This window comes from Pantoea sp. JZ2, assembly GCF_035191405.1.
Taxonomy (GTDB): domain Bacteria; phylum Pseudomonadota; class Gammaproteobacteria; order Enterobacterales; family Enterobacteriaceae; genus Pantoea; species Pantoea stewartii.
Window position 1 is genome coordinate 1,191,874 of the sequence record NZ_CP045247.1, and the last position, 23,477, is coordinate 1,215,350.

Below are 23,477 nucleotides of genomic sequence, written 5' to 3' on the forward strand. Positions count from 1 at the left end.
ATTTTCTTTAAGGAAAATGAATATGCAATTGAATGCAAAAGCCCGTCAGTTTCTGCGCCAGTACCACACCGGGCTGCGTGAATCCTACGGTGCCAGCGAAGAAGATCGCTGGTTTGCGCTGACCGACCCGAAAGAAACCCAGCTGCGCAATGCGCTGATGGAGCAGTCTGATTTCCTGAATCTGATCACCGTTGCTGATGTTGACCAGTTACAGGGGCAGGTGGTGCCGGTCGGAAGTTCTGGCCTGTATACCGGGCGTGTGCTGGATGGCCGCTTCCGTAAGAAAGTGGGCGTGAGCGGCAATGACTACAAGCTGGTCGAAACAGACTCCTGCGCCGCACTGACCTGGCAACTTCTTTCTGTCTGGGCGAACGCCGGCGACGAAGGTGAGTTTTTCCAGCGCGTGCAGGAATTTACCAACCAGTCATTTGCGCTGGATATGCTGCGTATCGGCTTTAACGGTAAGTCTGTTGCGGAAACCACGGACGCCGAGAAGAACCCGAATGGCGAAGATGTGAACAAGGGCTGGCATCAAATCGTCAAAGAGTGGAAAGATGGCCAGCAGATCATCACTGATGCGGTTGTGCTCGATGGCGACGGTAAAGGCGAGTATGTGTCACTCGACGCAATGGCATCAGACCTTATCAATACCAAAATTCCGGCGCAGTTCCGTAATGACCCGCGTCTGGTGGTGCTGGTTGGCGCTGATCTTGTGGCGGCTGAGTCTTTCCGCCTGTACCAGAAAGCGGATAAACCGACCGAGAAGATCGCCGCGCAGCTGCTGTCTGACAGTATCGCCGGCCGCACCGCTTACGTCCCGCCGTTTATGCCGGGTAAACGCATGATTGTCACCACGCTGCCGAACCTGCACATCTACACCCAGCGCGGCACCCGCCAGCGTAAGGCTGAATTTGTGGAAGACCGTAAGCAGTACGAGAACAAATACCTGCGTAACGAAGGTTATGCGGTTGAGTATCCGGAACTGTACGCCGCGTTTGATGAAAGTGCGGTAACTATCGGGGCACCTGTCGTGCCACCGGATGGGGAATAAGGGGGATTGATGCAACTGTCACCGGCACAGCGCCACAGCGCACGAATTGAAGCAGAGCGGTTACTGCGACAGCAGCAGTCGCTGGATACGGAAACCAGCCTGCATATTCAGATCGTCGCGCTGGAAAAGGATGTGGCAGCGGCCGCAGCGATTGAGAGCCGCGCAGAGCGCATGGAGTTTAAGCGTGATGTGCTGTTACCGCGCTGGATGCCTACCGCTCAGACCTGGCTGGAAGGTGACAGTGTGCAGCAAAACCCTGTTTTTGCTTGGTGCGTCGTCTGGCTGTTTGATACAGGCCAGTATGACCAGGCGCTGGACTGGGCGGATGTGGCAATCACACGGGGGCAGGAAACCCCTGCCGCGTTCGGCAGTACGTTCCCGGTGTTTGTGGCGGATACGGTGTTGTCCTGGGCGGAAGTGGAAGCCGTGCAGGGGAACGATTTAGAGCCGTATTTCAGCCGCACGCTGGAAAACGTGATGCAGCACTGGAATGTGTATGAGGTCATTAAGGCCAAATACCTGAAGTTTGCCGGTCTGCACCTGCTACGCGATGAAAACGGAGAACCACGCGCAGCGGCAACGGAAGACAGGGAAGTATTGCTCCGGGCTAAGGAAATGCTGGAGCAGGCGAAGGGATTCGACCCTAAATGTGGTGTCGGCACGATGTTGCAGCGTATCGCTGCACGTCTGCGGGCGCTGGAGAAAGAGACTACGGGAGTTTGATATGTCGTTTAAGCATGAGTTAGGACAGGTTGTTGAAGTTTCCATTAGTGGCGAAGAGGGGCATATCAAGGCCCGCGCGGAATATACCAACAGCTGCAACCAGTATCTGATCCACTACCAGACTGCTGACGGCCGCGCATCTGATGCGTGGTTTGAAGAAGGCGAGATTCAGGCCGCAAAACGCGGCGCATAAGGCTACCGACCCGAAAGCGGGCGCGGTGGAGGGGATCGCATAAGCGTATCGCCCGTGGAAACCGGCCAGCCCGCTTTTTTCCGGAGAAACAGGATGTTCAGCGGAACCTCTATTGATTTTGATGATGCCTGTCTTACGAATGACGGCTTCTGGCCAGACATGAGCGTGAAAGATTTTCAGTCCCAGCGCACCATTCCGGCCGATATCGACGCGGCCACCATTCGCCAGGCGCTGCTGACCGCAGCCGGCGAAATCAATGATGACCTCGTTAAGGTCGCCGCAAAATATCAGGGCGATGGCCACGCCAGCGCGGAGTCCGTGCCAGGAGTGGAAATCGACGGCGAAAACCTGCTGTGCGCCCGTTACCGCAAGGCAGTGTATGCCCGCGCTAAAGCTGACCTGATGGGCGAGTTTGCGTCCATTGGGCGGCGTGAGAGCCATCCGGGGCAGGAGAGCGACGAAACCCGCTCCAGCCTGATTGCCGAATCCACGTTGACGGTACGGCGTATCAAGGGGCTTAAACGTATTACGGTGGCCATGATATGAGCCAGCTGAAGCAACTGACCGATTTTCTCATTGCGAACATGCCGAAGCGGGCAATGCAGGGTTTTGACAGCCAGATGGATGAAATCACGTTCATTCCGGCGCAGCGGGATAACGGGCTGGGGCAGTATCGCCTTGCCATCATCCGCTATAACGCCGTCCTGACGTGGGAGCGTTACCCCTACCGCGAGTACGATCCCAAAATCCTGATGGCGCTGTTTATGTCCTGGCTGACGCTGGATGAGCGGGGGCTGCTGGAGGAAACCGGCATTGACAGCGAGCTGCCGGAATTTGATATCGAAACCATCGACCAGGAAACGGCCATCATGGTGGTGACGCTGCCGATGGCGGAAGAACTGAATATGGTTCCCGATCCCAAAGGTGAAATCCCCTTTGATGGCCAGCGCTGGCGACTGGCTGAGCCGGATATCTGGACGGCGGAGGAAGTGACCATTATCCCGCTTACAGAGGGGCAGCAATGATTCAGGGAGAGCTGAATCAGGAGCAGTTCCGCCAGCTTCAGGCTGCGCTGGCCAGCCTTGAATTGCCCCCGGCCAAACGTCGCCGTCTGTTGTGGCGCATGGCCAGATACGGGGTGGAGGCGGCATCCAGGCGCAACGTGCGTAACCAGCAGGCACCAGACGGCGCGAAATGGCAGGGCAGGCAGACGCGGCGTAAGGGCAAGATGCTGCGCAACATGCCAAAACTGATTCGCATCCGGGAGATGCCGGAAACCGGGTCCGTCAGGCTGTATCTTGCCGGCGGGCATTACCGCAACGCAAAAGGGAAACTCTCTGCCGGCGTCGTGGGGTATGTCCAGCAAAACGGGATGAGCGTTACCGTCAACCGTAAGCAGGTGGCAGGCCGTGAGCAGGGGGATAAACCTGCCTCGCTGCGACAGGCGAAGCGCCTGCGTAAAGCCGGGTACAAAGTCAGGCGTGGTAAGCGCTGGCGTAAACCCGGCTATAAGGAAATACAGGAAAAAATGACCGCCCGCCAGGCTGGTTTGCTTATCCGGATACTGGAAGATAAGTCGGTCAAAACGTCCTGGCAGATTGATTTACCTGCCAGGGCGTTTCTGGGGATTGGTCAGGAAGATTTTAACAAAGCGCTGGCGCGACAGCTTCAGGCTGTCGGGTTCGGTCTGGATGTTAACTCGCAGGATATCAGGGGGAGAGCATGACCTGGCCAAACGTAACCGTGAATCAGGTGAACCAGCTGCTGGGCGAAACCAGTGAGGTGGAGCGCACGCTGCTGTTTATCGGTACCGGTTCAAAAAATGAAGGGAAGACGCTGGCCGTCAACGCGCAGAGCGATTTTGACACGCTGCTGGGTGACGGTGACAGCCCGTTAAAAAATGATGTTCTGGCCGCGCAGGCAAACGCCGGCCAGAACTGGTGGGGATTTGTCCATGTGCTGGCCGCAGACAGCGAAGCAGATGCGTGGGTGGAGGCGGTTAAGGCTGCGCAGGTAGTCTGTTCGGTGGAAGGCGTGGTGCTGTCAGATGATGTGTCCGCTAAAGCCATTGTTAACCAGGCGGCAACGTTGCGATCGGAACTGAAGGCGAAATATGGCCGCTGGGTCTGGTTCATTCTGGCGGTACAGGGGATGCAGGATGAGGAGGCACAGGCCGACTACCTGACCCGCCTGTCCACGCTTCAGGATGGTATTGCCGAGAAATCAGTACAGCTGGTTCCCCGTCTCTGGGGGAATGAACCGGGTGTGCTTGCCGGCCGGTTGTGCAATCGCGCTGTCACCATCGCTGACAGCCCCGCGCGGGTGAAAACTGGGGCGCTGTTGAGCATGGGGAGCGATGAGCTACCAAAGGACGGCACCGGTGCGGTGCTGGAGCTGGCCACGCTGCAGGCGCTGGAAGCCCAGCGTTTTAGCGTACCGATGTGGTATCCGGACTATGACGGTTACTACTGGTCTGATGGCCGTACGCTGGACGTTGAAGGGGGCGATTATCAGTCCATCGAAACCTTGCGTATCGCAGATAAAGCCGCGCGTCGTGTACGTTTGCTGGCTATCGGCAAAATAGCCGACCGTTCGCTTAACAGTACGCCGGGCAGCATTGCGGCACACCAGACGCTGTTTGCCCGCCCGCTGCGCGAAATGTCCACGGCAGCGAACATTAACGGCGTCTCCTTCCCCGGAGAGGTGAAGCCGCCGCAGGATGGCGATATCACGATCGTCTGGAAGAATAAAAAGGCTGTGGATATTTACATGGTGGTGCGTACGTATGAGGTACCGCTGCAAATCACGATCAGCCTGTTGCTGGATGCCAGCCTGGAGGCAAGCGCATGACAAGACGTATTTCCGGTATGTCCTTTGATTTCTACATGGACGCCGAACTGGTACATGCGGAGAAAATTTCACTCGATATCACTGATAACACCGCTGCTGCACAAACGCGTGGCGTGCCGGATGGCTGGGTGGATGGCGATGTTTCCGCCGAAGGTGAGCTGGAGCTGTCCACCAAAGCGCTGAAGGTCATTAAGGCCCGTGCGCAGTCTGCCGGTTCATGGCGCGGCATTCCTGAGCTGGATTTTCTTTTCTATGCCAAAGCCGGCAACGAAGAAACCAAAGTGGAGGCGTTCGGCTGCAAGCTGCTGCTGAACAACCTTCTGGATCTCGATCCCAAAGGCGGGGCACTGTCTACGCGAAAAATTAAGTTTCTCGTGACCAGCCCCAAATTTATCAACATCGACGGGATTCCGTATCTGGAAGCGGAATCCACGGAAAATCTGACTGGATAAGAGGCAGGGATGCAGGAGTACGAAAAGGGATTTATTGCGCTGGCCATCATGGGCGCGATGATTGCGTTGGGAAAGATGCTGAGCAGTGGTGAGCCTATCACCGTTCGCTTACTGGCAGGTCGTCTGATTGTCGGCAGTGCGCTGTCACTGCTGGCCGGGGTGGCGCTGTATGTGGTACCGGACATTCATCCGCTGGCGCTGGTCGGCATTGGTTCCGGGCTGGGGATTCTGGGTCTGAACGGTGTGGAAGCCTGGCTGCGTAAAAAAGGGATCGGCGGTTTTCTGAATAAAGGGGCAGGGAAATGACTCTGAGCGAAAAACAGCAGCTTTTCACCGTAATGGTGGCAAATCTGATCCAGTGGGCGGAAGAACACGGTTATCGCCTGACGTTCGGTGAAGCGTACCGCACGCCTGAGCAGGCCGCGCTGAATGCGAAAAAAGGCAGCGGTATCACTAACAGCCTGCACACCCAGCGTCTGGCAGTGGACTTCAATCTGTTCATTAACGGCCAGTACCAGACCGACAGCGCGGCGTACCTGCCGCTGGGCGAGTACTGGGAGACGCTTGGCGGTACGTGGGGCGGGCGCTTCAAATCCCGTCCGGACGGCAATCACTTCAGCCTGGAACACAACGGGGTTCGTTGATGGAACATCCTGTGGTGAGAATTATTCTGGTTGTCCTGACGTTCTGTAGCGGCTGGACGGTGGCAGGGTGGCAGCGGGACAGTATTGACCTTGCGATTAGCCAGACGGCCACCGCCACCGGGAAGCAGCTGGCAGACGCGGCCAGCGTGTCGGGGCGAAAGCTGGAGGAGCAGCTGGAGGCTTTAAAAAATGCGCCACCGCGTGAGATTCGTACTGAAGTGGTCAAGCCGGTTTTTACCAATCGTTGCCTGTCTGATGATTTTGTCAGCATGTACAACGAGGCCGCAGCCGGCACTGAGCGTGCGCTATCAGGAAAACCTGAAGACTAAATGTACCACGCAGCTGCCGCGTCTGACCGGGACGACAGGGCGGGATGCAGCTGAGTTATTAACCCTTTATCTGGACTTATACGGACAGTGCGCTGCCCGACATAACCAGCTTGTTGATGAAATTAATTTAAGAGAGAGCATTATTTATGGAAAAGATTAATCTTACTGTTTGTGGTCAGGATATTACCTTTGAACCTAACCAGACGGCTTATAACAAATTCATTAATGAAATGGCGATGGATAATAAAGTTGTGCCTGCGCACAATTATCTGACGCGCATTGTTGTAGCAGAAAGTAAAGAAGCACTGACGGAAATTTTAAAACGTCCGGGTGCTGCGCTTCAGCTTGCGGGTAAGGTTAATGAACTTTACGCGCCAGAACTGGAAATTGAAGTAAAAAACTAACCAGACGAGTCCAGACCATTGAAGAGAATGGACTCGAACAATATCTGATATTGCGCCGTTATTATCTCCCGCACGGGGAAGATACCGTGGATGATATTTCCGCTGCCATATGGCTGGATAATCGTCACTGGGAGAATATGCGTGTTGCGGTGGCTAACGGAATCAGCACGGCATTTAAAGGCTCGGAATGAAACAATTAGATTTTACATTAAGCCTGATTGATAAACTGACCCGCCCGTTAAAACAGGCGCAGGCCAGCGTATCCGGTTTTGCTGAAAAATCAAAAAATGCCTTTAAACAGATTGGTGCCGGCGGGCTTGCCATGTGGGGCGTTGCTCAGGCCATTCAGGGGGCATTGTCGCCGGCGATTGAGATGTATGATGCGCTGAACGATGCCGCCGCAAAAGGGATTGATGATACTTCGCTGAAAACCGTGCAGCGTGATGCGCTGCGCTTCAGCATGACCTTTGGCACCAGTGCTGTAGAGTTTGTGAAGTCAACGGAAGACATTAACGCCTCCATTGCCGGCCTCAGCAGCACAGAACTGCCGAAGGTGACGAGGGTGGCTAACACGCTGGCGTTTGCCATGAAATCCACCGCGGCTGAAACGTCGGAATTTATGGGACAAATGTTCGGCAACTTTTCCGCTGAGGCGGCGAGGCTGGGAAAAGTCCCGTTTGCCGAACAGCTGGCGGGCAAGATGGTGTACATGCGCAAAACCTTTGGTACCGGGATGGGAATCATTAAAGACCTGATGGAAGGTGCGCGAGGCGTCGGGACGAACTACGGCGTTGGAATGGATGAACAGCTGGCGGTACTGGGGCAGCTTCAGCGTACGCTCGGAACGGAGGCCAGCAGCGCCTACGAGGGCTTTATGACCGGCGCGATTGATGGCGCTAAAAAGCTCGGGCTGTCGTTTACCGATGTGAACGGCAAAATGCTGTCCATGCCTGACATGCTGACGAAGCTCCAGAACAGGTACGGTAGAAGCCTGGATGGCAACCTGAAAGCGCAGGCGGAGCTGGATGCGGCCTTTGGTGACAGTTCAGCGGTGGTAAAACAGCTGTATGGCAATGTAGCGTTACTTCAACGCAACATCACCGAGCTGGGCGGGGCTGACGGGCTGAAGCGCACGCAGGAAATGGCGCAAAAGATGGTCAAGCCGTGGGATCGCTTTGTGCAAATCCTGAAAGCCATTCAGACGGTGACTGGCCTGACGTTAATCCCCGTTCTGTATCCCCTGCTGAACCGCCTGGCCGATATGGGGCAGACCTTTGCCCGCTGGATGCAGATGTTTCCCAATATCGCGCGCGTAATCGGTTATGCCACGCTGGCATTGCTGGGTTTTGCCGCTGTGGGCGCGAGCGCCAGTATCGTGATGGGTATTTCTAAATTCATCATTATGGGGCTGACCGGCGTATGGCGCTTACTGGTCGCTGTCGTGAAGTCATACACACTTGTTATCTGGCTGGCGCAGAAAGCCGTTCTGGCCTGGAACATTGTGCTGAAAACCCTGCGTGGCGTTCTGCTTGCGGTACGCATGGCCGCGATGCTGGCCGGGATCAGTATCAATCTGATGAGCTGGCCGGTTTTGCTGATTATCGGGGCGATAGCCCTGCTTGTTGTCGGGTGTTATCTGCTGGTCAGACACTGGGACGCTATTAAAGCCGCTGTCATGGACAGTGCCGCATTTAAGGCGGTGGCGGAGGTCATTAAGTGGCTGGCAGGGATCTTCTCTGAGGCATGGCAGTGGATTGCGGACGGCTGGAAACGCTTTACCGCGCTGCTTACCGGTTTTTCTCCCTCAAACGCGTTAAGGGGCATGGCGACGGGCATAGTGACGATGTTCGATAACATCTGGCAGACGATCAAAGGCGGGTTCCTGAAATACTGGAACTGGATGGTCGTTAAGCTCAACAAAATACCTGGCGTGAATATTTCAATGGCCAGTGAAAGCCAGTCGTCGCTGACAACCAACACGCTTTCGACGGGTGGAGAATTAAAGGGCATTGACCGGGGCGGAATCAGCAGCACTGTCAGCAAAAATTCAAAATCGGTAACGGATAACAGCCGGAAAATTGGCACTGTGAATATTTACCCTAAAGAAATGGTGTCGCCCGGTCAGCTAATGGAATTTCAGGAGCTGAATTAATGATTGACGTACTTTATATCGACCTGCTTATAGAGGGGCGAAACTTTGTGCTTAATACAGGCAGCGAGCCTGAGTTGTGCAATAACAGCAAAAGTATCGGGCAGGATGTGGTTCATTCAGTTATTGAAAGCGGGCTGGCCACGCAGTTAATTGCCGAGCGCAGCCCGACTTTACGCGCGGATATTTTCACCCAGCTGGAACTGCTGGTTGAAAGTGACGATCGCATCGTGCCAGGTACGGTGGAAATCCGCGAGGAAAGCGCTAAACGTCTGTGGGTGACTGCCGGTACGTATGACTTTGGCAGCATGACTTATCAGGTGAACCTATGACGGAAAAACCGCAGGTCGATTTTGAAGACGTGGTGAAGGCCAGCGGGATGCCAACCAGGGAAGATGAGGTGAGTACCCGTTTTAATGCCGTTGTGGCCGGGGAAGGGCTGATTACCAATACGTCCCGTATGTCGCCATTCTGGCGGCTGATTACGGCGATTGTGACCGCGCCGGTGATGTGGCTCAAAGATGCGCTGGTTGCGGTGGTGCTGCCCGGTATGTTTGTGGCCACGGCCGCCGGCAAAATGCTGCGCCTGCTTGCCTGGGCGGTGAACGTCACGCCGAAACCGGCAAGCCGGGCCGAAGGCGTGATCCGTTTCTTTAAGGACGATGTAAAGCAGGCGGTGACGGTCAAAGCCGGCACGGTGATACAGACTGAGCGTATCAATGGCAGGGTGTACGCCGTGTCCACCGTTGCTGATGTCTCGATCCCTGTCGGTACATCCAGCGCTCTGCTGGCAGTCGACGCCACCGGAACGGGCGGGGCGTACAACCTGGCGCCGGGCTATTATCGCATTCTGCCGGTGGCGGTAGACGGTATCAGCCACGTCGCCAGTGAAGAAAACTGGCTGACGGTGCCGGGAGCTGACGAGGAGAGCGACGACGAACTGCGCGAACGCTGCCGCAATCAGTTTAACCTGGTGGGGAATTACCATACCGACGCGGTTTATCGTTCGATGATTGCCGGTGTGGCGGGTCTGAGTATCGACAGGATTTTCTTTGAGCATGACGCGCCGCGCGGGCCGGGTACCGCTAATGCGTATTTACTGCTGGATAGCGGGGTTGCGTCCGACCCGTTTATTGATGCCGTCAATGATTACATCAATACCCAGGGGCATCATGGCCACGGCGATGATATACAGTGTTTCGCCATGCCGGAAAGCCGTCACGATCTGGTTGCCACGGTCTGGATCAAAAACCTGAGCAACCTGGAACAGGAGCAGCGCGACAGCCTGAAAGAGGGCGTGGAAAACCTTATCCGCTGCGCCTTCCGGGAAAACACTGACTATGAAGTGAAGAAGACGTGGCCATACTCGCGCTTCTCCTTCTCTCAGCTGGGACGGGAGATCCATAAGACGTTCCCGGACACGGATTCGCTGGAATTTTCACTGAAAGATATCACCAGTGAACTCAGCATACCGCGCCTTAACACGCTGACGGTGGATTTACAGGATGAATGATTTTCTTAAAAAGCTGGACGGCATGGTGCTGCCGTCCTGGATGAATAAGGGGGAACCGCAAAAGCTCCTAAAAGCGGCACAGACCTTCTGGAAAGATGTTCACGACTGGGTTACGTGGCCGCTGCGCCAGTCTGACCCGCTGACCTGCAACGAGACGATACTGGGCCTTATCGCCTGGGACAGGGATATCAGCCGCTTTAACGGCGAACCGCTGAAGCTGTTTCGCCGGCGTGTTGCTTATGCCTTTGTGAATGCGGCTGATGCCGGTTCTGTTGCGGGCTTTATCAATATCTTTGACCGGCTGGGGATCGGCTATGTGGAGCTACTGGAGCGCCAGCCGGGGATTGACTGGGACGTGATACGGGTTCGCGTTACTGACAGCCAGATAGCCGATAACACTGAGCTGATGATCCAGATTATTCGCCAGTACGGCCGAACGTGCCGGCGTTATCAGTTTGAGGTTATCACTTCCGAAAGTCTGGCCATCCGGGGAGGGTGGGATCAGGGTGAATATATTGTTTATCCGGCGAGTATTGCCGGTACGGAAACCAGTAGCGCGACATTCAGCGCGAGCTTACAGGGAGAGTAGTTTTTATGTCACAGACCGCTATCACGCTGGCATTTGAGCAGTGGAAGGCGCAGCAGGCTGCAACGGATGAGCCTGTCATGCTTGATGAGTTTGTTTTCGCACTGGTACCGGGTCTGGATCCGGATTTGCCTGTTGATCGCAATGAAATGCTGCCACCGGCCGCGCAGATTGTTTACCGCGCCCCCGTCGACCGTAAAGGGGTCGTGAATGACAATGCTGTGGTGCATTCGGCAGTATTGGGCGCGGATGTAGGCGATTTCTCTTTTAACTGGATCGGGCTGATAAATAAGGCTACCGCTACGCTGGCGATGATTGTTCATGCGCCTGAGCAGCAGAAGCTAAAGACGAAAGAAGGTCAGCAGGGCAACGTGCTTACCCGCTCGTTCCTGATGGAATATAACGGTGCACAAACCGAAACCGGCATTAATACGCCAGCTGAAACCTGGCAGATCGACTTCACCGCTCGCATGGCCGCGATGGACGAGCGCCAGCGGGTGGAGAACATCGATATTTACAGCGCGGCGGCGTTCTTTGGTGATGGCTGGCTGGTTGGGAAATCCGGTAATCAGTATTTTGTGACCAAAGGCGCGGGCTATGTTGCGGGGCTGCGGGCAGTGCTGACGGCGAACCAGAACATCACCGTAACAAAAAAACCGGTCAGTGTCTGGCTGGATGTGTGCTGGACGGGAGCGCTGACCAGCGTCTGGGGTGTTCAGAGTAAAATCATTGTGGCCGACAGTATGGAAGACTACGGGCAGGACGGTATTAAGCATTATGTGTGTGCGCTGGCCAGCATTGATGAAAACGGAAATATCACCGACCTGCGCCCGAAAGGTTCACTGCCTGACCGGCAGGCGAATGAGGCGCTCAGACAGCATGAGCAGTCACGTAATCATCCTGATGCGTCTCTGACGGAAAAAGGGTTTGTGCGGTTATCCAACAGCGTCACCAGTGACAGTGAGTCGTTGGCGGCAACGTCAAGAGCGGTTAAGGCCGCCAGTGATAACGCCAACAGCCGCCTCAGCGCGGACAACAATCTCAGTGATCTGCAGGATAACGAGGCAGGCCGGAAAAATCTCGGACTGGGTAACCTTGCTGTAAAAGACAGCCTGGATGCAACTGATGTAAACGCGGTTCAGGCAGGCGGTGGTGAAGGAATGGCAGCACAAGGTTTGAATCAAATTATGCTGGGCTGGAGTGGTGAGCGACTACTTGCGCAAATCGATTCAGCCCCGCTAGGCACTGTGTTTAATGAAACTAATCCGCCAACCCCTGAACAGGTGGGCGCGGTTCCTCTTTCCGGCGGCACCATGAGCGGCCAACTTAGCACAACAAATATGGACAGCTACCGGATAAAGGCCGGAGACCGGGCTTTTTTCCTGCGTTTTGACGGCAGTGATTTTTATATCCTCAAAACGGCAGCAGGTGACCCGGACGGTAGCTGGGATGATGCCCGTCCTTTAAAAATCAATGCGGCCACCGGTGCTGTGACGATGGAAACAGATCTCAACGTCAGTTTTGGCGGCATGGGGCATGTTTTCCAGCGTAACGGGGATATTGTTGAGACGTCTGGTACTTCAAGTATTTTCAGGGGTTACTGGGGTGCAACCAATCTGGAAGGTGCATTACGTAACATTACTAACCGCGCTGACGACGCCTGGAACAAAGCCAATGACGCACAGGTCAACAGGGTATCGGACATTCGCTTCACGTCAGAGCACCAGGTGGGCGCTACTGGCGTCTGGGACTACCGCAACGGCAATACCGTTCTCTCAGGCTTCACGAACGGTGACGGTGATTATTCTCCTGAAGGGCTTTTCTGGAGCTATATCCAGTATTACCGAGGTGGTCAGTGGATAACGGTGGGACGTTCATAATGATAAATCTCAAAAACTTCAGACGCGGTGAACCGCAGACAGAGCAGCAGAAAGAACTGGCGCTTTCCGGGGCATGGTTTCTGTTTGATGAAGACGGCAACGAATGGTACGAAAGTCAGGCGCGGTTTGCGTCGGATACGATGAAAATTGCGTACCGGGAAAACGGCGTCATTGCGGCCATAGCGACAAACTTTACCGACGTGTCGTCCCTGTTCCCTGACGGTATGAGCGTGGCGGAAGTGGAAAACACAGCCCAGAACCAGCGTGCCGATATCACTGGTGGCTGGGTGTTTGACGGCAAAGGCATAAGTGAGCGGGTCTACACTCAGCAGGAACTGACCGCCCTGGCAGAGGCTGAAAAAAGCAGGCTGCTTGCTGCTGCATCAAAGGTCATCGAACCGCTTCAGGATGCCGTTGATCTGGATATGGCTACGAAAGAAGAAGCCCAGAAACTGAAGGCATGGAAAAAGTACCGCGTCCTGGTTAATCGTGTCGACACCGCTGTGGTGTCAGAGGTGAACTGGCCGGAGGCTCCTGATGGTGTGGCGTAAAGCGCGCCTGGCTTTTACAAACCCGGTGGCAGCAGTGAACTGTACCATCGTTCCGGCGCACCCGTGGATTTACGGGCTGGGGCAGCAGACGGAAAACGGAACCTATCTCAGCCCCGTTAATGCCATTGCCTATCTGGCCGAAAAGCTGGCAGGAACAGGGGATACTGCTGATGTGGTTATTATGATGGTCGCAGGTCAGACGCATGACAGCTTCATGAACAGCCTTAACCAGCTGACAGATGTTTTTCCTGCGCCGGCGTTCACACAGGTAAAACGTCTGGCGCAGTCGGCTGCTGAAACGGCGCTTGAAAAGATGCAGATACCTGCAAAATACAGTCCGGGTCTGGCAGATACCCTTCCTCTCTCCGTACCAACCAGCCGTACCGCACTGGCAGCAGCGGCAGTCAAAAAAGCGCAGGAAGAAGCCGCCGCCGTAGTGGATATTGGATCGCTGAAGCAACAGCTGGACGACTTTAGCCGGCTGCGCGATAGCGTGCTGGCTGATATCGCCGGTGACCTGGAAGCGTTGCAGGGCAAAAGCGCCAGAGCCTGGGTGTTCACTGCAAGGGGTGATTTGGCTACCACATTGCTGGAACTGGTAAAAGGAATCCCGCTGCAATCGGCGATTTACTCTGCGGCGATGATGCTGATTGGTGACAATCTCGACGGTATAAAAGGAATGATACATGACCCCGAACCCGACGCTGGCGCTTAACGGCGAAGCGATAAGGCTTAAAAACATGCGTGTGACGGTAACGCAGCAGTTTCAGGATAAAGACCAGTCCGGCCAGACCAGTTCCACCACGAAATCTGAACAGGGCGCAAAGGGAAAGGAACTGCGCGTATCTGGCGAGATCCCCTTCAGAAATAAGGCGATTTTGCGCCGCATTTTTGAGCTGGCCAGCGCCACCGATGCCAGCGGTCAGCGCCAGAAATACCGCGTTGCGCACGATCAGGCGCGTGCGGTTAATTTTCGTGAAGCGATCTTCACCGGCACGCTGGATGCGCCACAGCAGGACGGGAAAATGTCCTGGCTGGTGACTTTTACCCTGACTGAGCATATCAGCGTTCAGGAAAAACGCGAGGCAAGGGCGATCAGCAAAACCACCGCAAAAAAACAGGGAGGCGGTGCCGGCAGCACGGGTCAGTCTGGTGATGAAAGTGATGAAAAAATGACGTGGTTTGAGCGCAAAGTCCTGAAGCCCGTCAACGATGCGCTGGGGTAAGGATGAAACCGGTAAAACGCCTGTATCTGTCAACGGATGAGGTACATCTTGCTGATGTCAGCCTGGTGCTGGAGCTTAACAGCTGCGGCCGGGGGTTTATTACGGCCGAAACTGACCAGGACTACACCGGTAAGCTGGTACGCCTTAATGTCGGGTATACTGACCTTCTTTTGCGGTGGTTTACGGGGTATGTGGAACGGTCGCAGCCGGCAGATAACGGCTTCCAGCGGCTTTATGTACGTGAGCTGGCTGGTGTGTTTGAACGCCTGTGGCCATGCTCACTTCAGCACCCGACTTTGCGCAGCGTGGCCGGCTGGCTGGAAGAGAACAGCGGCATTACGGTGACGGTACCTGATACCGGTTATGCCGATAAGCCGATCCCCCACTTTACCCACAGCGGCAGCGGGTATCAGTTGCTGAATAATCTGGGTAAAGCCTTTGGCATTACGGATTACATCTGGTATCCGCTACCGGACGGCGGCGTGTATGTGGGAGGCGCGGAAAAATCCCTCTTTGCCGGTAAACCGGTGGATATCCCGGCCGGGTTCAGTCAGGGGGTAGCTGGCGGCAACACCATGACATTGCCGGTTGTCCAGAGCCTGCGGCCGGGTGTTGAGATGAACGGCGAGCGCGTCACAAAGATACACCTGACTAACGATACGATGGCCGTTACCTGGACGCCGCGTAATCGGGCAACAGGCCAGCCATTGCAGAAATCACCGGTACAGCGACAGATTGAAAGCCATTTTCCGGAGCTGGCGTCCGGGCTGCATTTGCCGAAGTTTGCCCGTGTAATAGCGCCGACAGAAGCCGTAAAGAGCGGCAACTTTTCGGATCCGTTCCGCCCTCGGTATGCCGTGGACGTGCAGCTGCTTGACGCAGACGGAAAGCCTGACGCACAGACGCCGACCTATTCCGCCGTGCCGCTACCGGTGCCGATGGCCGGCAATGATTCCGGCATGTACCAGTTCCCGCCTGAAGGAACGCTGGTAGAAGTTGCGTTTACTGATGGCCGGCCGGATAAGCCTTTCATCCGCCAGACCGTACCGGATGGTACGAGCCTGCCTGATATCAAACCCGGTGAGCAGCTCCAGCAGCAGCGGGCGGAAGTCTCCCAGCGCGTGACGCAGGCCGGGGACTGGGTGCGACAGACTGACCAGACAATCAGCGAAACCTCTATGGCCAGAATCGTTAAGGCCGATACGGAAAGGCGGGAACTGGTCAGCCGTGAAACGACCATCAAGGCCACGGATAAAACCAGCGTCATCGGTACGTCCATGCTGCTGGCCGGAGCCATTCAGCAGGTCAGCACAGGCAAGTTTAGTCAGGCGATTAAGGGTAGCCGGCTGGCCACTGTCGGCGGCAGCGACGAAACCGATATAGCCGGCAGCAGTACGTTGAGGACTGGCGGAAACCTGACGGAGCAGATTGGCCAGATTCGGAAAAGCATTGCGGCCGTTCAACAGCAGATTATCGCGCCGGTGGTGTGGATAGGCTCTGAAAGCGTAAATGTGGCGCAGTTGATGCTGGATACGCTTGATGTGGTAAAGCAGCTGGCAGAACTGACGGCCGGCCATACGCACAACAATACAGGCGCACCGTTGAACGCCGCTGACGTTCGCAGCATCGGCACAGAGTCCCTACAGCTGAAAGTTAAGTATTCCCGGTTGATTGCCAGGTAAGCTTTAATTATTAATGCTCACTTTAGGGAGATGTCCAAGCTTCCAGATTGGAGGGACTTTGATTGTTGCATTGTTTTCGGTCAAATTGACAGCACCCGACTTGCGCGAACTTGATGCCGGGCATATACAGGCCAATGTAATATAGGCTTCATTACTGAAAATGATAAGTCTTTGTTCAACCGCCTGACAATACCGCGGCAAACCCAGCGCCTAAACCAATAAGTAATATTGCACCAACTACCACAGCGGTACCGCCTATACCGGCTGCAGCAGCGGCTGCAGTTTTACCTTTTGAAATTTCCTTTCTTTCAAGTACTGCCATATCTTTGAAAGGTATAGTTTGTTCAGTACTGCTTATGATGCTTTGAGGCGTTGCTTTTTTAACAGTTATCGTATTGCTAACACCATCTGTAAGCTTGTAGCGAACAACGTCTCCCTCATACAGAGGGGGTGACAGTTTGTAAAAAGTATAATCGTCATTCAGTTGATGCTTATCTAACTGCACAGAATCATAAGATGTGCAGCCCCCTAGCGTTAGTGTTGATGCGATAAGCATCCGGACAATCAAGTTTTTGCTTTTCATCATCTAAAACCTTCATATTTTTTCGGATTTAATTATCTCTTTAAGGTATCTGCAAAATTTGTATCGATACAAGTAAGGGACATGTATCAACAAAATATTTTCCATATCACCGACAAGTGATTGTAAATCATTTTGAAGTTTCAGACATTCAGAAAACCTCTTCAGTTAAACATTGCAGAACGCTTTCTCAGTATCGCCATAAAAGCTCAATCAGCCACCTTTAATTAAAGCGTTGGTCGCTTTCAGGTGCGTCTAAAGATGACAAAATAACTGCAGAAGTGACGAAAACGGCGCTACACCGCACCCGCCTGCGGTTTTCGTGTTGAGAATGATTTCAGTTTTTCGTGGGGTACAGAACATATCGCCAGACCGCGCCAGCGCTGGGGCTTTGATGCCTGAACCCAAACTGAAATGTGTGAAACAGATTTCAGAGATTTCAGTTTTTGGGCGATGGGCGGTCGTGATGTAAAAACATGAAGTCAGACGCGGTGCGGGTTCGTAGTGCTTTTCGTGAAAAATAACGTATAGGCGATACCGTGTTGAGTTTCACTGATGTGTTTTATTACAGTCTCTTAGCAACATTGTTAACTGAAATCCTTTTCAATGCCATAGCGATGCCTTGTGGATCACTGATTGCCATTGAGGCTTGTTGTGGCTAAACTATTCCTCGTTAGTTTATGAGAATCGTGCTGCTACTGTGGTTGAACAAATCGCCAGTAGCAAAATAAGAGAAACCCGGCCTCACCAGCTGGGTTTTTTTTGCCTTCAAAAATTGAGTTGCCTGTTTGCTTATCTCCGGATTCTACTTATAATCCGGCCTGTTAGTGAGAATCACGTAAAGGTCACGGAAGCGGTCGGCTTGTAAAATGGATTTAATAGTCCTGGCTGCATACAGGTGGTGCTGATGCAGAGCCTCGGCCAGAGCGCGATTCTCATAAACTAACAATTTATGGAGAGCCAGTCGGACAGGCAGCTCAAAGGCTATGACTGGTAAACCGCGCTTCTTTTACAGAGGCGAACGGATGAAGTCATTCTTAAAGATTGCAGTCATCGCTTTGAAAGCACTTGTTGCTTTCATTGAGTTGATTCTGGCCTGCTTACCATAAGCAGTCAGAAAACGTAAGTAAGGCCACCGGCTCACCCCCGGTGGCCTTTAACATTTTTGAGTTTGCATTACCCAATGACAATCCATCATCTGTGATAGAGAACTTAATCACTGTTTGTAATTACTTTATGTTATTATATGTGGGTAATTTTAGTAAAGACACTCTTATGAACATACTTCGTCAAAGAATGGCTGTACTGCGCACATTTGTGAAAAAATACTGGATGCTGATTGCCGTGGTTTGCGCTAGTGGCATAATTTTTTATTTTTTTGTAGAAGTTAAAAGTGCAGTTGATGCTGGTTCATGCTACAGCAATGAAGCATGGAATGGTTTATTTCGCTCACTCAAGAAGTTCTTACGTTACAGCTATGCTCTGATTTTCAGTATGTGTCGGTAGGCCGGTTCAACCCAGGACCGAATAAAAAAAATGAGGATATTTAAAAAATAGACAAGCAAGGACGCCGCAAGAAATCATGTAGATAAGAGTGAAGGCTAATACGTAGCGGGCTGCCTTTTCGTTCCCTGATTTTCTTTCCTTCATCACTTCTCTCTGTCATCACAAGTCAAGTAATGATTTTTATCATACTGATTGTTGAATAAACAAACAGGCAACATATCCTGATTTTTAACGTGTCAGCAGGTCTCAGGTCTGCCCATCCAAAGAGCTGAAGTCGATCTTTATACCTCCTCAACCTTTATCGTTTTAGTGAGTATCGTCTTTCCACCCGCCTTGCTTTCTGCCCTTCACAGGGTTTCCATGTAGACAGCATATTTTAACCACCAAACACCAGTAATTTAGTGCATTTTATAGACAATTCTGGGATTTCCAAAATTTGAGGGGGGCATCGGAAAAACATCACAAACGTCACAAGGTTTAAAATTATCATCTATCTATATGATATATAGATATATATAAGCACATTCATAACCATCACAAAAGCATCACAGGAGCATCACAGTGTGACGGTCTGAAATCATCACAATGCTGTTTTGTAACTTAATGAATTTATTAGGTGTGACGGTTTGTGTTACGTTTTGTGATAGTTTTACCGTCACAAATTTTATTCATGATAATCATGTGGATAGGTGGCGTTTCTTTGACGTGTGATGGTTGTGACGGTTTTCCGATGGCCGACTAAAATTAGAACCAGAAAACTCTTTTTGTTATACTTTTTTACATGTTGCAGCAAATGTCATGGTTATGACTTCAAGTCATGTCAAATGACTCAAGCAAAGTGTTTGAGATTATGTCGCTTGAACAGAAAATAAAACCAGTAAATAGGGCATAAGGAAATGAATGTTCTGGGTTTGAAATTTTGCCGGATCTGTGGAAAGAAGCGCTCCCTTATTGAGCGTTTACTTGATACGGACAGTGAATTTTGCGAAGACTGTTATTTCAAATTAATGCAGTCTTTCAGAGAAAGGAATGAAGATTAGATTCAGAGGTTGAATAGAAAGAAACCAGCTGACAAGCTGGTTCGATCTGTTTCAGTGCTTTTGAGAAAGTGCAGGGATTACATGCTGGGGGTCACGCTCGATGGCTCTTAATAATGCTTTAGCAGGCCCAGTCGGTTCGCGTCTCCCCTGTTCCCAGTTCTTCAACGTGTCAACATTCACTGAAATCAGTTTGGCGAACCCACTCTGCGAAAGACCCGTGGCATTTCGTATAGCCTTGACCTTAACCGCAGTAACAATCGTCTCGCGGGAAGGTTCTCGGGAGCCTTCAACAATTTCGTTCATCTGCGTCATACTCTCTGTGAGACGCTCAAACAGTTTTTTGTCCATTACCACCCCTCGTTCAACGTTTTAAGCTGGCGTTTTTCATCCCCGGATAAATCATCCTGGATGCCTTTTTTATAGATCAGCAGCAGCCTGATTTGTGATTCAGACACCTTGTGGTAGTAGATCACCCTGACGCCGCCGCGCTTGCCTTTGCCTTTGGCCGCCCAGCGAACTTTGCGCAGGCCGCCAGTATTCTGGATTACATCGCCCCAGTCGGGGTTATCTGCCATGAACTGCTGAAACTCAAGATACTCATCATCGCTCAGTAGTTCCTTTACATCTTCGGTGAAGATATGGGTTTCAATAAAAAGCATAACTGTACGTCATTGGCGTATGAATGGAGTGATGTTATCATGGTAAGAGAGTAAGTCAATGGCGTAGACTAATGTTATTATCTGACTAAAGAAAATTGAGTAAAAAACCCCGATAAACGGGGTTTTATAGTCGATGTGGTCGATATGTGGACATTAATTGAAATAATTCCTTCTATTTCAATATGCTACAAGGGAATAAAACGCGCCCGGAGGCGCGTCAGAAAACCGGGATGAGGCTACTCTTCGGCTGCTGGCGTGAAATCTTTCACGCTGCTGGCCGCACGCCGCGCTTCAGGTTTGTGTTGGACTTTATTGAGTTGGCGCTCAAGTTTGCCGATCAAATCATTGATAGCGGTGTACATGTCGTCATGTTTGGCACTGGCGACCAGGGTACCGTTTGGTGTGTTGATGGTCGCGTCTGCCACAAACTCTTTGGACTCTTTCGACAGGACGATATGCGGATTAATCAGGTCAGTTTGCCATTTCTCAAGCTTGGCAAGGCGGTCTTCGACGTGTTCACGGATGGCTGGAGTAATTTCCATTTGCTTACTGGTAATGTTCACGATCATTATGCTTACCTCTCTGTGATTGCCGTCGGAATAGATCCAGCATAGCGCGATAATTCTGTATTTGTGTGATTTTTATCACAAAAAAATGTCATTTTTTGTCAACCAGGGCAAATTGTGAGAAAGGGCGAGAATGTGGTCGAAAAGGCTTGAAGCCAGGGCATTAACAAGGCATTGTTGATAGGTTAGCTCAGCGGCAACGTGTCAATATTGCCTGTTCTGTGCGCAAAAAAAAGCAGCCTCAGGGCTGCTTTTTTTGTTTCGGGAAAGGAAGGCTGATTAACCGTTATTGGCGGCGATAATTTTTGCCACTTTATCGGCCTCTGCATTCAACTGCAGTTGACGGTAGGCATTTTCCATCAGCGGAAGCGCGTCGTGGGTCGCCTGCGTATCAGGATAATCGCGCATCATGCCTTCAACACGGTTAACGACCGCGACATAAGCCCCGCGCTTGGTATAGAATTGCGCCACCGAGAGTTCATATTTAGCCAGACGATCTTTCAGGAAGACCTGACGCTTGTAAGCATCAGCGGCATACTGGCTGTTCGGGTAACTGCGCAGCAGCTGTGCAAAGTCGCGGAAAGCATCGCGCGCATGCGTAGGATCACGGTCCGAACGGTCAATGCCAAAAAAGCCCTGCAATGCTGAATCGTCCAGCGCCATATCCGTCAGACCTTTCATATAGATGACGTAATCGATATTAGGGTGCGTAGGATTTAAACGCATAAAGCGACTGATCGCCGCCTGCGCCATGGGCAGATCGGCATTTTTATAGTACGCGTAGATCAAATCCAACTGAACCTGCTGCGAATAGGGACCGAACGGGTAACGATTATCCAGCGCTTCCAGTTGCTTAATCGCCGCTTTAAAGTTACCGTCCTGCAGCTTTTGTTGCGCTGTAGCATAGATTTCAGAAGGCGGGTTGTCCGGTACCGCGTCATTTGAGCCGGAACAACCAACAAGTGCCAGGCTCAGTGTGGCTGCAGCCACCAGATATTTCATACGCGTCATGACGAAGTGATTATCCTCAAAATGTTATGGCGGAAGCTGTCCGTATAGCTCCCGGTAATGACCAGGTACGATAGCACATTATATTAAACGGCATCGCCGTAAAACCCAACGTTAACGAAGAAGCTGTATATGGCACAACAAGTTCAACTCACCGCAACGGTATCCGAGTCACAACTCGGACAACGTTTAGATCAGACTTTGGCGGAATTGTTCCCTGATTATTCACGTTCCCGCATAAAAGAGTGGATTCTCAACCAGCGCGTCAGTGTTAACGGCACTGTCATTGATAAGCCGAAAGAGAAAGTGCTTGGCGGCGAGCGCGTCACGATTGATGCAGAGATCGAAGAGGAGCAGCGCTGGGAACCCCAGGACATCCCGCTGGATATCGTATACGAAGACGAAGATATTATCGTCATCAATAAACCACGTGACCTGGTTGTTCATCCTGGGGCGGGAAATCCCGACGGTACGGTACTGAATGCACTACTGCATCACTATCCCGCCATTGTGGACGTTCCGCGTGCGGGGATTGTCCATCGTCTGGATAAAGACACCACCGGTTTGATGGTGGTGGCGAAGACCGTACCGGCGCAGACGCATTTAGTTGATGCCCTGCAGCGTCGTGAAATTACGCGTGAATATGAGGCGGTGGCCATTGGCACCATGACGGCGGGGGGAACGGTGGATGAACCGATTAGCCGTCACTCGACGAAACGTACGCATATGTCCGTGCATCCAATGGGTAAACCCGCTGTGACCCATTATCGCATTATGGAGCATTTCCGCGCCCATACGCGGCTTCGTCTGCGACTGGAAACCGGCCGTACGCACCAGATTCGCGTGCATATGTCGCATATTAATCATCCGCTGGTGGGCGATCCGCTCTACGGTGGCCGGCCGCGTCCGCCAAAAGGCGCGTCTGAAGAATTTATCGCGACCTTACGCGGTTTTGATCGTCAGGCCCTGCACGCCACAATGCTCCGTCTTTATCATCCCATCTCGGGTATTGAGATGGAGTTTCATGCGGCCATTCCGCAGGATATGATCGATCTGATTGACGCGCTGAAAGCCGACACAGAGATGTTCAAGGATCAACTGGACTGGTTATGAGTCTGATTATCCCACAATGGCCTGCGCCAGCGCAGGTGCGAGCTGTCTCGACATTACGCCACGGTGGCGTCAGTGAGGGAAACTGGTGTTCGCTGAATCTCGGGGGCCATGTCGGTGATAAAGCAGAACATGTTCGTGCTAACCGTGAGCGACTGGTCTCGCTTGCGGCGTTGCCCGCGATGCCGCAATGGCTGAATCAGGTGCATTCAACTGACGTTGAACATCTCTCTGCCCGCATGGTTCCTCAGCCGCGGCAAGCCGATGCCTGCATAACGCGTGAGCCGGGCGTAGTTTGTGCTGTGATGACCGCTGACTGCCTGCCCGTGCTGTTTTGTTCTGACGATGGGCGTGAAGTGGCCGCTGCACATGCCGGATGGCGTGGGCTTTGTGGCGGCGTGCTGGAAAATACGCTGGCGCAGTTTCAGGCGCCGCCCGACAGAATCCATGCCTGGCTGGGGCCGGCGATCGGTCCTGATGCTTTTGAAGTCGGCGCGGAGGTTCGTCGTGCATTCATGGACATTGATCCGCGTGCGGCGGATGCATTCCGCCCCGTCGGGGATAAATTTTTTGCCGATATCTGGCACCTGGCCCGACAACGCCTGCAGGCCGCAGGGGTCCAGTCTGTCAGTGCAGATTCACGCTGCACCTTCAGTGAACCCGACAATTTCTTCTCCTACCGCCGGGACAGGATCACCGGGCGTATGGCAACTTTAATTTGGCTGTTATAGTCTTACGCCATAAGACGATCCAGGCAGTGCATTTTTTACTCATA

30 protein-coding genes are annotated in these 23,477 nt (G+C 52.7%); 25 read left to right on the forward strand and 5 right to left on the reverse strand.

Annotated elements, in window-relative coordinates:
• The first annotated feature begins 22 nt into the window (after window positions 1–22).
• The 23 genes from GC087_RS05875 (at window position 23) to GC087_RS05980 (ending at window position 16,233) form a co-directional block, all read left to right on the forward strand.
• Window positions 23–1,051 carry a phage major capsid protein, P2 family gene (locus GC087_RS05875; protein ID WP_324029920.1) on the forward strand — a complete coding sequence of 343 codons (1,029 nt, stop codon included), beginning with the start codon at window positions 23–25 and terminating at the stop codon, window positions 1,049–1,051.
• 9 nt (window positions 1,052–1,060) lie between these two features.
• Window positions 1,061–1,774 (forward strand): phage terminase small subunit, encoded by a 714-nt coding sequence (gene gpM / locus GC087_RS05880; RefSeq protein ID WP_324029922.1) that lies wholly within the window; start codon window positions 1,061–1,063, stop codon window positions 1,772–1,774.
• Window position 1,775: 1 nt separating this feature from the next.
• Window positions 1,776–1,967 carry a hypothetical protein gene (locus tag GC087_RS05885; protein WP_114848438.1) on the forward strand — a complete coding sequence of 64 codons (192 nt, stop codon included), beginning with the start codon at window positions 1,776–1,778 and terminating at the stop codon, window positions 1,965–1,967.
• A 93-nt stretch (window positions 1,968–2,060) separates the two neighbouring features.
• Complete coding sequence (locus tag GC087_RS05890; protein ID WP_324029924.1) at window positions 2,061–2,513, forward strand: head completion/stabilization protein; 453 nt, start codon at window positions 2,061–2,063, stop codon at window positions 2,511–2,513.
• The gene (locus GC087_RS05895) at window positions 2,510–2,992 is read left to right on the forward strand and encodes a phage tail protein (RefSeq protein ID WP_324029925.1); all 483 of its coding nucleotides are present in this window, start codon (window positions 2,510–2,512) and stop codon (window positions 2,990–2,992) included. Before GC087_RS05890 ends, GC087_RS05895 begins: the two co-directional genes overlap by 4 nt.
• Window positions 2,989–3,693, forward strand: a complete 705-nt coding sequence (locus GC087_RS05900) for a phage virion morphogenesis protein (protein ID WP_324029927.1) — start codon at window positions 2,989–2,991, stop codon at window positions 3,691–3,693. Before GC087_RS05895 ends, GC087_RS05900 begins: the two co-directional genes overlap by 4 nt.
• A complete protein-coding gene (locus GC087_RS05905) occupies window positions 3,690–4,817 on the forward strand; it encodes a DUF2586 domain-containing protein (RefSeq protein ID WP_324029929.1) in 1,128 nt (375 codons plus the stop codon). The genes GC087_RS05900 and GC087_RS05905 overlap by 4 nt, the downstream gene beginning before the upstream one ends.
• A complete protein-coding gene (locus GC087_RS05910; RefSeq protein WP_324029931.1) occupies window positions 4,814–5,269 on the forward strand; it encodes a phage protein in 456 nt (151 codons plus the stop codon). The genes GC087_RS05905 and GC087_RS05910 overlap by 4 nt, the downstream gene beginning before the upstream one ends.
• Before the next feature lie 9 nt (window positions 5,270–5,278).
• Window positions 5,279–5,575: a phage holin family protein gene (locus tag GC087_RS05915; RefSeq protein WP_324029933.1), complete on the forward strand. Its 297-nt coding sequence runs from the start codon at window positions 5,279–5,281 to the stop codon at window positions 5,573–5,575.
• Window positions 5,572–5,913: a M15 family metallopeptidase gene (locus GC087_RS05920; RefSeq protein ID WP_119938295.1), complete on the forward strand. Its 342-nt coding sequence runs from the start codon at window positions 5,572–5,574 to the stop codon at window positions 5,911–5,913. The genes GC087_RS05915 and GC087_RS05920 overlap by 4 nt, the downstream gene beginning before the upstream one ends.
• Window positions 5,913–6,242 (forward strand): hypothetical protein, encoded by a 330-nt coding sequence (locus GC087_RS05925; RefSeq protein WP_324029935.1) that lies wholly within the window; start codon window positions 5,913–5,915, stop codon window positions 6,240–6,242. Before GC087_RS05920 ends, GC087_RS05925 begins: the two co-directional genes overlap by 1 nt.
• Window positions 6,214–6,402, forward strand: a complete 189-nt coding sequence (locus GC087_RS05930; protein ID WP_324029937.1) for a hypothetical protein — start codon at window positions 6,214–6,216, stop codon at window positions 6,400–6,402. Before GC087_RS05925 ends, GC087_RS05930 begins: the two co-directional genes overlap by 29 nt.
• A complete protein-coding gene (locus GC087_RS05935; protein WP_324029939.1) occupies window positions 6,389–6,646 on the forward strand; it encodes a putative phage tail assembly chaperone in 258 nt (85 codons plus the stop codon). The genes GC087_RS05930 and GC087_RS05935 overlap by 14 nt, the downstream gene beginning before the upstream one ends.
• 86 nt (window positions 6,647–6,732) lie before the next feature.
• Window positions 6,733–6,837: a DUF6890 family protein gene (locus GC087_RS25815; protein ID WP_416383429.1), complete on the forward strand. Its 105-nt coding sequence runs from the start codon at window positions 6,733–6,735 to the stop codon at window positions 6,835–6,837.
• On the forward strand, window positions 6,834–8,798 hold the full coding sequence (locus GC087_RS05940) for a phage tail tape measure protein (protein WP_324029941.1): 1,965 nt from the start codon (window positions 6,834–6,836) through the stop codon (window positions 8,796–8,798). The genes GC087_RS25815 and GC087_RS05940 overlap by 4 nt, the downstream gene beginning before the upstream one ends.
• Window positions 8,798–9,127: a DUF2590 family protein gene (locus tag GC087_RS05945; RefSeq protein ID WP_324029943.1), complete on the forward strand. Its 330-nt coding sequence runs from the start codon at window positions 8,798–8,800 to the stop codon at window positions 9,125–9,127. Before GC087_RS05940 ends, GC087_RS05945 begins: the two co-directional genes overlap by 1 nt.
• Window positions 9,124–10,308 (forward strand): baseplate J/gp47 family protein, encoded by a 1,185-nt coding sequence (locus tag GC087_RS05950; protein WP_324029945.1) that lies wholly within the window; start codon window positions 9,124–9,126, stop codon window positions 10,306–10,308. Before GC087_RS05945 ends, GC087_RS05950 begins: the two co-directional genes overlap by 4 nt.
• Window positions 10,301–10,897 carry a hypothetical protein gene (locus GC087_RS05955; protein WP_324029947.1) on the forward strand — a complete coding sequence of 199 codons (597 nt, stop codon included), beginning with the start codon at window positions 10,301–10,303 and terminating at the stop codon, window positions 10,895–10,897. Before GC087_RS05950 ends, GC087_RS05955 begins: the two co-directional genes overlap by 8 nt.
• A 5-nt stretch (window positions 10,898–10,902) precedes the next feature.
• A complete protein-coding gene (locus GC087_RS05960) occupies window positions 10,903–12,774 on the forward strand; it encodes a phage tail-collar fiber domain-containing protein (protein WP_324029948.1) in 1,872 nt (623 codons plus the stop codon).
• The gene (locus GC087_RS05965) at window positions 12,774–13,325 is read left to right on the forward strand and encodes a tail fiber assembly protein (RefSeq protein WP_324029950.1); all 552 of its coding nucleotides are present in this window, start codon (window positions 12,774–12,776) and stop codon (window positions 13,323–13,325) included. Before GC087_RS05960 ends, GC087_RS05965 begins: the two co-directional genes overlap by 1 nt.
• Window positions 13,315–14,040, forward strand: coding sequence for a hypothetical protein (locus tag GC087_RS05970; protein WP_324030590.1), 726 nt, complete (start codon window positions 13,315–13,317; stop codon window positions 14,038–14,040). The genes GC087_RS05965 and GC087_RS05970 overlap by 11 nt, the downstream gene beginning before the upstream one ends.
• Window positions 14,012–14,551: a baseplate complex protein gene (locus GC087_RS05975; RefSeq protein WP_324029952.1), complete on the forward strand. Its 540-nt coding sequence runs from the start codon at window positions 14,012–14,014 to the stop codon at window positions 14,549–14,551. The genes GC087_RS05970 and GC087_RS05975 overlap by 29 nt, the downstream gene beginning before the upstream one ends.
• 2 nt (window positions 14,552–14,553) lie before the next feature.
• The gene (locus GC087_RS05980) at window positions 14,554–16,233 is read left to right on the forward strand and encodes a hypothetical protein (RefSeq protein WP_324029953.1); all 1,680 of its coding nucleotides are present in this window, start codon (window positions 14,554–14,556) and stop codon (window positions 16,231–16,233) included.
• Window positions 16,234–16,408: 175 nt separating this feature from the next.
• Here the strand turns inward: GC087_RS05980 and GC087_RS05985 are convergent, their stop codons facing one another.
• The 5 genes from GC087_RS05985 to bamD all read right to left on the reverse strand — a co-directional run bounded on the left by GC087_RS05985 (window position 16,409) and on the right by bamD (window position 21,595).
• Window positions 16,409–16,819, reverse strand: coding sequence for a hypothetical protein (locus tag GC087_RS05985; protein WP_324029955.1), 411 nt, complete (start codon window positions 16,817–16,819; stop codon window positions 16,409–16,411).
• Between the two features lie 2,591 nt (window positions 16,820–19,410).
• Window positions 19,411–19,707, reverse strand: a complete 297-nt coding sequence (nadS, locus tag GC087_RS05990; RefSeq protein WP_324029957.1) for a type II toxin-antitoxin system RelB family anti-toxin transcriptional regulator — start codon at window positions 19,705–19,707, stop codon at window positions 19,411–19,413.
• Complete coding sequence (locus GC087_RS05995) at window positions 19,707–20,018, reverse strand: type II toxin-antitoxin system RelE/ParE family toxin (RefSeq protein ID WP_324029959.1); 312 nt, start codon at window positions 20,016–20,018, stop codon at window positions 19,707–19,709. Before GC087_RS05995 ends, nadS begins: the two co-directional genes overlap by 1 nt.
• Window positions 20,019–20,254: 236 nt before the next feature.
• A complete protein-coding gene (gene raiA, locus GC087_RS06000; protein ID WP_006120701.1) occupies window positions 20,255–20,587 on the reverse strand; it encodes a ribosome-associated translation inhibitor RaiA in 333 nt (110 codons plus the stop codon).
• Window positions 20,588–20,863: 276 nt separating this feature from the next.
• Window positions 20,864–21,595 carry an outer membrane protein assembly factor BamD gene (gene bamD / locus GC087_RS06005; protein WP_006120700.1) on the reverse strand — a complete coding sequence of 244 codons (732 nt, stop codon included), beginning with the start codon at window positions 21,593–21,595 and terminating at the stop codon, window positions 20,864–20,866.
• A gap of 129 nt (window positions 21,596–21,724) precedes the next feature.
• On the opposite strand from bamD, the gene rluD reads away from it, so the two are divergent.
• Window positions 21,725–22,705, forward strand: coding sequence for a 23S rRNA pseudouridine(1911/1915/1917) synthase RluD (rluD, locus tag GC087_RS06010; protein WP_006120699.1), 981 nt, complete (start codon window positions 21,725–21,727; stop codon window positions 22,703–22,705).
• Window positions 22,702–23,433 carry a purine nucleoside phosphorylase YfiH gene (yfiH, locus tag GC087_RS06015; RefSeq protein WP_058702175.1) on the forward strand — a complete coding sequence of 244 codons (732 nt, stop codon included), beginning with the start codon at window positions 22,702–22,704 and terminating at the stop codon, window positions 23,431–23,433. The genes rluD and yfiH overlap by 4 nt, the downstream gene beginning before the upstream one ends.
• The last annotated feature ends 44 nt before the right edge of the window (window positions 23,434–23,477 follow it).